3 protein-coding genes are annotated in these 4,302 nt (G+C 56.4%); 1 reads left to right on the top strand and 2 read right to left on the bottom strand.

What is annotated here, in order from left to right:
- Positions 1-299: 299 nt before the first annotated feature.
- Both BP846_RS12285 and BP846_RS12280 read right to left on the bottom strand, forming a co-directional pair.
- Positions 300-734 carry a fasciclin domain-containing protein gene (locus BP846_RS12285; RefSeq protein WP_292395858.1) on the bottom strand — a complete coding sequence of 145 codons (435 nt, stop codon included), beginning with the start codon at positions 732-734 and terminating at the stop codon, positions 300-302.
- Between the two features lie 204 nt (positions 735-938).
- Positions 939-1,379 carry a fasciclin domain-containing protein gene (locus BP846_RS12280; RefSeq protein ID WP_292395855.1) on the bottom strand — a complete coding sequence of 147 codons (441 nt, stop codon included), beginning with the start codon at positions 1,377-1,379 and terminating at the stop codon, positions 939-941.
- 803 nt (positions 1,380-2,182) lie between these two features.
- Here BP846_RS12280 and BP846_RS12275 point away from each other — a divergent pair.
- On the top strand, positions 2,183-4,302 hold a 2,120-nt coding region (locus tag BP846_RS12275), incomplete at its 3' end, for a S8 family peptidase (protein ID WP_292395852.1).

Genomic DNA, 4,302 nt, shown 5'->3' with positions numbered 1-4,302 from the left:
TTATTGTTTGTCATGAACGCGGGTTGGTGCGCAACGTAATTCGGTCGGATCCTCTGAGATCAATTATCAGGTATATGCTGGAGCACTACCGGCTGGCGAGGTAGATGCGGGAACCGGCATGCGGGTCAGGCGTATGCATGGCACCACAATCACTCCTCCGGGGAGCGGTATGAACCCGACCACGACCCATCCGCGAGTTCCCTTGCGGGGCCCTTCTTCCGGAGGAAGAGCGCTCTCTTGCGTGCTCCGTCTGTTCTGGCGCCACCGGGTGTACCCGGTGCATGCGCACCTCCTCAGGCTCAGACCACCCTCTTCACCCGTGCCTCGACCGCACGCGGCAGGAGCACCCGGTCGATGATGTGATACATACCGTTTGTGCACTCGATATCGGGCTGGATGATGGTGGCGTCGTTCAACCGCATCGCCGCCGGAGGCCCCGCAATATCGAGGTGGTCCCCCTGGAGAGTCCTGATAGCCTCCATCCCTGCCAGCTCCCGCGTGGTGAGTTTGCCCTGGACCACATGGTACATGATCATACCGGCAAGTTTCTCCCGGTCGTCCGTGATAGCGTCCAGCACTTCCCCAGGAAACCCGAAGAACGCCTCATTCGTCGGGAAAAAGGCTGTGAACTCCCCTTTTCCCCGAAGAGTCTCCGCGAGCCCTCCTGCCTGTACCATCCTTATAGAGGTGCTCAACCGGTCGTCCTCCCGGGCAGTCTCAAATATATTCTTCATCGATGATCCTCCGGACGAACACCTGGATCATCTGACGTGATATATAAAATTAAGTCAATAGTCGTAGGGCTCAGCGGAGCGGCCGTCGAGAGCGGCAGGTCCCGGATTGCACGCTCACTCCAGCCAGGCGGGATCGAGAGGGAACACCCCCACCCGGCGAGGAAGGGATTCCCTGCAGGACCGTGAACTCCTGTCCGATACGGGCTACTCAGCCGCGTAGGCCTCGAAGGCCTGCGCGAGCGTCACGAAGGGGACGCTGTCAAGGACGTGGATGATACCGTTATCCGCCTCCATGTTCCCCTCGAGGACGACGGCCTCGTCAACCTGCGTGCCCTTATCGGTCTTCCTGACCGCGATGAGAGCTCCTTCGACGGTCTCCACGACATTCTTCGCGAGCAGCGCATCAAGCGTACACTTATGCCCGCCGATCGTGAAGAAGTCGATGAGGTGCGAGAGCATCTGCTTATCATGGAGGATCATCGCCCGATTTGGCTCAGGGATTGCATCCCATGCCGAGTCGACCGGGGCAAAGAACGTCATCGGTCCCTCGCCCTGCAACGTCTTCTCCTCGCCGATGGTCTGGATAATATCGATGAGCCGGCTGAACCTTCCATCGTCCCTCAACATACCAAATATGTTTGCCATTGCCGGATACCCTCCTGCAGGGGCGTTCCGTAGGGCGTCGTCATATATATTGATTTTTATAAACACTATGAATCTTATCGAAGCGTGCCCCGTGTGCCCCTCCACGAGGATCGGCGTGCCTCTGCAGGCGGATCCGGAATGCCGCTGGCGGATCCGGTTCGTCCACGCCCGGAGCACCGTATACCCTCCCGCTCAGAAAGGCACCCGGCCGGGATCCTGCAGAAGTATATGGGCATTGCGATGGCATCCCCGTGCTGTATTTTGCTCCCTCCCTGTATGTCAAGCCCGGCTCTCCCCGGGAGGCTCCGCCGCTGGCCCGGGTTGAATACTTCCTGGACCTCTACTCCCTTCTTTTCACCATCACAGGTTAAAGTGCTGTATGAATAGCCAGGAGGGTTGGTAACCTCTGGAATATCCAGTCAATGAGATCGCAGGTACTATTTAATGATTTACATACATATCCGGGTCTCCCGCGAGCATCCGTTACGGCAGATGCACCATCTGGTAAGCAAGACCTCCCACAGGCGCATGCCGGAAAAAGGCAATAATGAGAGATTTTGAACATCAGGTGATGAAAACAGAGATCTAAGGTGGCAGGAGAGGGATCGGACGATCCCGGTCAGCTAGAAAACAAAATAGAAGGGTTTAAGATATACTTCCATTAATGCGCGCTCATCTAGTGTGGGTGGATTTACTGATATTTCCAGTTCGAGGCAGGGCCACACGGAGCAGTGTGCCCTGTTGCCTGTAAGTGACGAATCGGCCAGCTCGAATCCATCCCCTAGGGAGCTTGTGATCTCAATATGACGAAGTCTATTTCGCCCATCTTCTGTCTTGGGCTTATTCTCTGTATAGGGATTATCCCCGCCCTAACTGCTGTCACGGATAGCGGGCTATGGGGATGGTATGGCTCAGAGGACTCTGCTCACCAGATTACTCTCTCAACGGGTGTACTCGAGCAGATCGAGAGACCGATAGCATACAGCAACACGTCAGGAGCAGAAGAGACTGATATGCTCGAAATCCGGGCAGAGCTAGAACCAAAAATCGGTGAAAGTCTATCTCTTCTGACTGCTACCTCCGGCAGACCTCTCTATAAACCGGGATCCATCATCGTCCGGTTCAAGCCGGATGTTGCAGGTTCACCCGCCCGGCTGGCACAGGCATCGAGTGCGGCACACGCTCAACTGGGCGCGACCGTGACCACAGATTACAGCGATATCGGCCTTCCGGGGATGCAGGCATTGCACCTGCCCAGGGGCGTATCGGTAGCCGAGGCAGTGCAGATCTATTCCCAGAACCCGGACGTTCTCTATGCCGAGCCCAATTACTACTATTACACGGATGTCGTGCCGGGCGAGGTCCACTCTCAGAATCTACCGGCTGAGGATGGGGCGGGACATATCCCGAACGATCCTGAGTTCGGCAACCTCTGGGGTCTGCACAACACCGGGCAGGTAATCAGCGGCAGGGCCGGCACCGTGGATGCCGATATAGATGCACCCGAGGCATGGTCTATCACCACAGGATCCCCAGACGTGATCATCGCCGTCATCGATACCGGGGTCATGTACACCCACCCGGACCTTGCCGCAAACATATGGAGGAACCCAGGAGAGATCCCCGGTAATGGTATCGATGACGACCATAACGGGTATATCGATGATGTCTATGGTTGGGACTTTTATGATGACGACAACGACCCCGATGACCTCAACGGCCACGGCACTCACTGTGCCGGGACCATTGCCGGCGTCGGGAACAACGCTGAGGGCGTTGCCGGAGTGATGTGGAATGCAAAGATCATGCCCCTCCGGTTCCTTGGCGCGGATGGGGGAGATACTGGAGATGCAATCCGCGCCGTCCGATATGCCACCATGATGGGTGCTGATATTATCAGCTGCTCCTGGGGCGGGAGCGGTTACAGCCAGGCGCTGAAGGATGCCATCGACACAAGCCCGGCACTGGTTGTCTGTGCTGCCGGAAATGAGGGCACGGACAACGATGCTGAACCGAGCTACCCATCATCGTATACAAGTGCGAATATCCTCGCTGTCGCTGCAAGCAACAACATCGAACAACTTGCATCGTTCTCAAACATTGGTGCGACATCCGTGGATGTTGCGGCACCAGGAGAGATGATCTACAGCACTTACATCACTCCCACCCGGGTAACAGTGTTCTACGATCCCATGGACTCGCTGAATGCATGGAATGCCAATGCACCGTGGGGGCTGAACACGACCTACTACGTGAGCCCTCCGTCCTCAGCAGATGACAGCCCTGGTGGCAATTACGCGCCGAACACAAATGCATGGCTGACCGCAAAGAACCCAATCGATCTAAGAGGGCTGCAGGGAACGAGACTGACCTTTGCCGCCAGATTGGAACTTGAGACTGATAATGATGTGCTTCATGTTCTTTCGTCCCCGGATGGTGTTGGCTATTATACACACGGCTATCTTACCGGTTCAAGCGAGGGGAAATGGCGCTCTTTTACCGTGCCACTCGACATGTACGACGGGGATCAGGTGTACATCGGGTTCGCCCTTCAAACCGATGGCTTCGTCCAGATGGACGGCGTTCTCATCGATGATGTCCGCGTCATGGTTATAGAGCCGGGGCCCGTCACTGCAGATTACGAATATCTGTCAGGAACCTCGATGGCCACCCCCCATGTATCCGGGGTGGCCGGTCTGGTCCGATCGATCAATACATCCCTGAGCGCAATGGAGATCAAGGATGTTATCATCAACACGGTAGACAAAAAACCGGCATACGCGGGAAAGATAGTTTCGGAGGGAAGGGTCAATGCATACAGTGTCCTGAACGCGGTTAATCCAGTGACCGAACCGGCCCCACAGGCAAACTTCACCGCGAACACCACCACCGGGCCGGCACCGCTCGCCGTCCTCTTCACCGA

This window comes from Methanoculleus sp. UBA303 (genome assembly GCA_002501655.1).
Lineage (GTDB): Archaea > Halobacteriota > Methanomicrobia > Methanomicrobiales > Methanoculleaceae > Methanoculleus.
Note: the sequence above shows the minus strand (reverse complement) of the source record. Positions and strands in the feature narration are given on the sequence as shown.

Coding starts and splice junctions, on each gene's coding strand:
- BP846_RS12285 (WP_292395858.1), bottom strand. CDS start 734: ATGAAGAATATATTTGAGACTGCCCGGGAGGACGACCGGTTGAGCACC.
- BP846_RS12280 (WP_292395855.1), bottom strand. CDS start 1,379: ATGGCAAACATATTTGGTATGTTGAGGGACGATGGAAGGTTCAGCCGG.